Here is a 3,996-nt window from a genome sequence, read left to right as displayed (position 1 = left end):
GGATTAATCACAGCAATGCATATAACTTCAGGGGTGTAGGAAAACGACGCCGAATCAGAACTAATCGCCGATATCGACGAGTGGCTGGAAAGATTAGCGCCGTACTCTGATTACCGCCACCATCGTACCGGAGAAACCAATGGTGACAGCCATTTGAAGAATTTACTAATCGGACACGAAGTCTGGTTACCGATTACGAAAGGTAAACTTGATTTAGGTCCTTGGCAGCAAGTTTACTATGCTGAGTTTGATGGTCAACGGTCGAAACGGATCATCGTTAAAGTTATGGGGGAATAGTGCGCTACTTCCTTTTACTAGTTCTGAGTATCCTCTTCGCAGGCTTGTTAGCATCCTGTGAGAGTGACGACCCGACCGACACTTCCGATCTAATTGCAACCGGAAAGCTCTACACCGAAGACATTGCGCTTGGGTCAGTTGGAAATGGATTTCGCTGTATAACCTGTCACACTCCGCCGGAAACTGACCGAGTTGTTCCCGGTCAAGTTTATGTCGGTTACCCGTTGCAGAATATCGCTCATCGAACAGGATATTGGGGAACATCGACTTACAATCTTCGGGGAGCCGTCAATCGTTGTATCGACCTGTTCATGCATGGACAACCACTCACAGAGAATGGCGAAACCTGGTCTGCCATGAATGTTTACTTCAATTCGATATCACCTGTTTTCAACGATACCCTCCGTACATTTCAAACCGAACGTTATTTTGTGAACTCCACAACTTACGATACCGCCCGCTATGAATCGATTTACGACGAAGGTGACCCGGTTCGGGGAGAAATCAGTTTTCGACAATATTGCTTTGAATGTCATGGGTTCGGTTTGAGCAATGCCCCGGAAATCCGCTATCAACCGGAACGAACAATTGCCAGTATTGCGATAAAAGTAAGAAATTCAACCTTCACTTCGGCATCGGAACGAATGGCGTTTTTTTCTGTAAATGCCCTGCCGTCTGATACATTGCGGAACATTATTTCGTATCTTCGACTCAGGTAGCTTTCTGTCCAATAGTAAAAACTTCGCACAGTTACGAAAGCAATCCCGATGAACGAGCCACTTCATTTTGCCCTTTTTTTCTCAGCGGAACACCCTCCAAGTGGTGGATTTCATCCGTTTCGACTTGCCTTGAAAGATATTCTTCTGGAAATCGATTGGGTTTGGTGCGAAGAACGCCCTGATTTACTGGCAATTTTTCAGCTACAACAATTTCCCTGTCTCGTCGCGTGGAATAACGATTGGCGCCGCGTTGCTGCAATCGTCGTTGACGATGTTGGTGACCTTGCAAGTCGTGTCAAGATGCTACAAACAGCTTGGGAAGAGAAACACGATGAGTTGCTTTCTCTGCTCTCGAAAGACGAAGAAATTTCTACTCAGAACTTTGAGATTACAACACTACTTGTGCGGGAGTGGTTCGATCGAATCATCACAAACTGGTCGCCTGTGATAACGACTCCATTGGAGCGGAACGATGTAACGACTGCTTTGCTATTGTCTCGTTTCCGTCAGGAACCAGATGCAATGAGCCTCTGGGAGCATTTTTGGCATAAGCTTAGGTCATTAGATCCGATAAGACTCTCATTATCTGAAATGGTAATTCTAATTGAAGTTGCTGCCCGACACACAATTATTGCTGCCGAGCAAGGAGCTGTACAGCGATTAGAAATACTAGCCGACAGTGTACAACAATATTTCGTTCCTGAAACAGGATATTACGAATACTCTAATAAAGTTTTGGATGAAACTTTGGATGAGTTACATCCTACGTGCGCTACATCACCTGCCCAGCAAGCAGAAGTCGCGTATTCATTCCTACAGATTGGCTGGGTGTTGGGAATTCAATGGTGGAAAGCAGCCGAGAATCTACTGGAAAATGTGTGGCGAGATGCAAGCTTTAGCATTTACGGTTGTAAAGGAAAGCTAATAAATGCAGATTCTCCCGATTTCGATAAGGGTGATAAAGGAGATTTGTGTGATTTTATTCAGTTCTTCAAAGCTTCGCTGCATCTTTACAATGTAACCGGTGATGCCCGCTGGCTCTCTCGGGCGGAAACTGTTGCAGCACTTACCATTGCACGATATCAGGCTCCGACTGGCGCTCTCGATTGGTTCCCGGTAAACTCGGTGATTCATGGTCGAACACCGGCTCTCAGGGAAACTGGAATCATGGCAGAAGTTTCGATTCAATTGTCACGTATCACTAATAACCCGGAATGGGAAAGGATTGCCGACCAGCTACTTGGTTCGCTCGGCGTAGAAATTTTGCGAAAGCCCCTTGCGAGTGTAAGTTTGGTTTCGGCGATCATTTATATGTTTCAACGCGATATCACGTTGAGAGTCGATTGGCAACAAGTAATTCCAACCGACTGGCGAATTGTTTTGTCAGAATGGTGGAACGAACTTCGGATCGATTGGCGGAATCCTTCACCAAGCGGTGTGTTGGTTTCTATAGGAACACAATCAGAACCGCTGACAAATCCGATGACGTTACAACGCATGTTTACTAAAGGAAGTTAGGAGGAAAGAATGAGGAAACCATTGTTCTGGGTGCTAGTATTGGCTGCCGGTTTGCTGGTTCCAACTGCCTTTGCACAGTTTGGGCAGAATAATTTGCAACGGCCAAACGATTCGTCAGGCGTCCGGATTCGTCAAGGAACCCACCTTGAATGGCAGCGCGCCATGACAGCGGGCGAAAATGGTTCGTGGTACTTTGCTTGGAGCGATACCCGCAACGGTCTTCGCGGCTTGTATATGGGGAAAGTGGATGCCGCCGGTAATCTGCTTTGGACTACCACCGTCAACGACGGTCCCGGTCGACAAGAAGATCCAGTGCTCCAAATGGTTGAGGGCGGGTGTGTTATCGCTTGGATCGATTATCGGTTTGATGCACAAGGCGGGGCAGTGTATGCCCAGAAAATTACGACAACTGGACAACGTGCATGGACAGCGAACCAATCCGACAGTACTTCAGCTGTTGTAGTTGCAGAAGCGAATAATATCCAAATCAATCTTCGAATTCTGCCCGATGGTGGAACCGGAGGAGTTTTGTTGTTCTGGGAAGATTTTCGTCGTGGATTAAGCGCCGATATCTGGGGTACCCGATTGTTGAGTAATGGGCAACTTGCCCCAGGATTCCGGTCGAACGGAACACCGGTTGCAGTCGCAGCAGCGAGTCAACCTTACAACGGGGAGTACACCGTTGATATCGATAATCGAGGTGGGGCATGGATCGCATGGGTTGATAACCGTACCTCTGGTGACCCGAATGTTTACATCCAGCGAATGCGAGCCAATGGAACGTTACAATTCGATTCGACCGGGCATGCTTTAATCACAGCACCCGGGGAACAGGCAAAACTAAAGCTTGCACCCGATGGTCGCGGCGGGGCATTTCTTGCATGGCGAAATACTCCCCCCGGTGAGCAAAATCCAGAATTGTTTATGCAGCGAATCGACTCTCTTGGCGCGGCCCGTTGGGCGCCAGCAGATTCCGGAGTTGCATTGACCAATGTGGAAGGCGATCAGGTAAACCCAAGAATTGTTTATTCAGCAGTAGATACCTGTATTGTGGCATGGGAGGATTTCCGGACTGATCCAAGTGCAAACTCGAACGAAGACATCTACATCAACAAAGTAACCGGCTCGAATTCGATAAACCGACTTTGGGGAACAAATGGCGCCCCCGTTTGTGTATTACCCTCACACCAACGCGAAATGCGATTGGCATCCGACGGACATGGCGGGGCGATTGTTGTATGGGAAGATGAGCGTGTAGCTTCGACCCCGGAACAAGACAGCTATGCTCAGCGGATCGGCTCAAATGGACAGCCGTTATGGATTGCGAATGGTAAGAGCATCACGGATTCACTCTCCATCGGCGGACAAATTCAACCTCTTTGCCGTGAAAATGGCAACCACTTGTTGTTTATGTGGTCCGACACACGCTTAGGTTCGTTACCGATTTATCGAACGACATGGG

Annotated in this window: 3 protein-coding genes and 1 pseudogene; all 4 read left to right on the top strand. The window is 47.8% G+C overall.

The window, feature by feature from the left end; genetic code table 11:
• Positions 1–297, top strand: a pseudogene (locus OEM52_14340) (secondary thiamine-phosphate synthase enzyme YjbQ).
• Complete coding sequence (locus OEM52_14335) at positions 297–1,016, top strand: hypothetical protein (GenBank protein ID MDK9701314.1); 720 nt, start codon at positions 297–299, stop codon at positions 1,014–1,016. The pseudogene OEM52_14340 and the gene OEM52_14335 overlap by 1 nt, the downstream one beginning before the upstream one ends.
• Before the next feature lie 48 nt (positions 1,017–1,064).
• Entirely contained in the window at positions 1,065–2,534 is a 1,470-nt protein-coding gene (locus tag OEM52_14330; GenBank protein MDK9701313.1) for a hypothetical protein, read from the top strand.
• A gap of 9 nt (positions 2,535–2,543) precedes the next feature.
• A partial coding sequence (locus tag OEM52_14325) for a hypothetical protein (protein ID MDK9701312.1) occupies positions 2,544–3,996 on the top strand: 1,453 nt, incomplete at its 3' end.

Source organism: bacterium, assembly GCA_030247525.1.
Taxonomy (GTDB): Bacteria; Electryoneota; JAOADG01; order JAOADG01; family JAOADG01; genus JAOTSC01.
Note: the sequence above shows the minus strand (reverse complement) of the source record. Positions and strands in the feature narration are given on the sequence as shown.

Bases quoted from the DNA above. Each gene is read 5' to 3' on its own strand.
- OEM52_14330 (MDK9701313.1), top strand. From the start codon at position 1,065: ATGAACGAGCCACTTCATTTTGCCCTTTTTTTCTCAGCGGAACACCCT.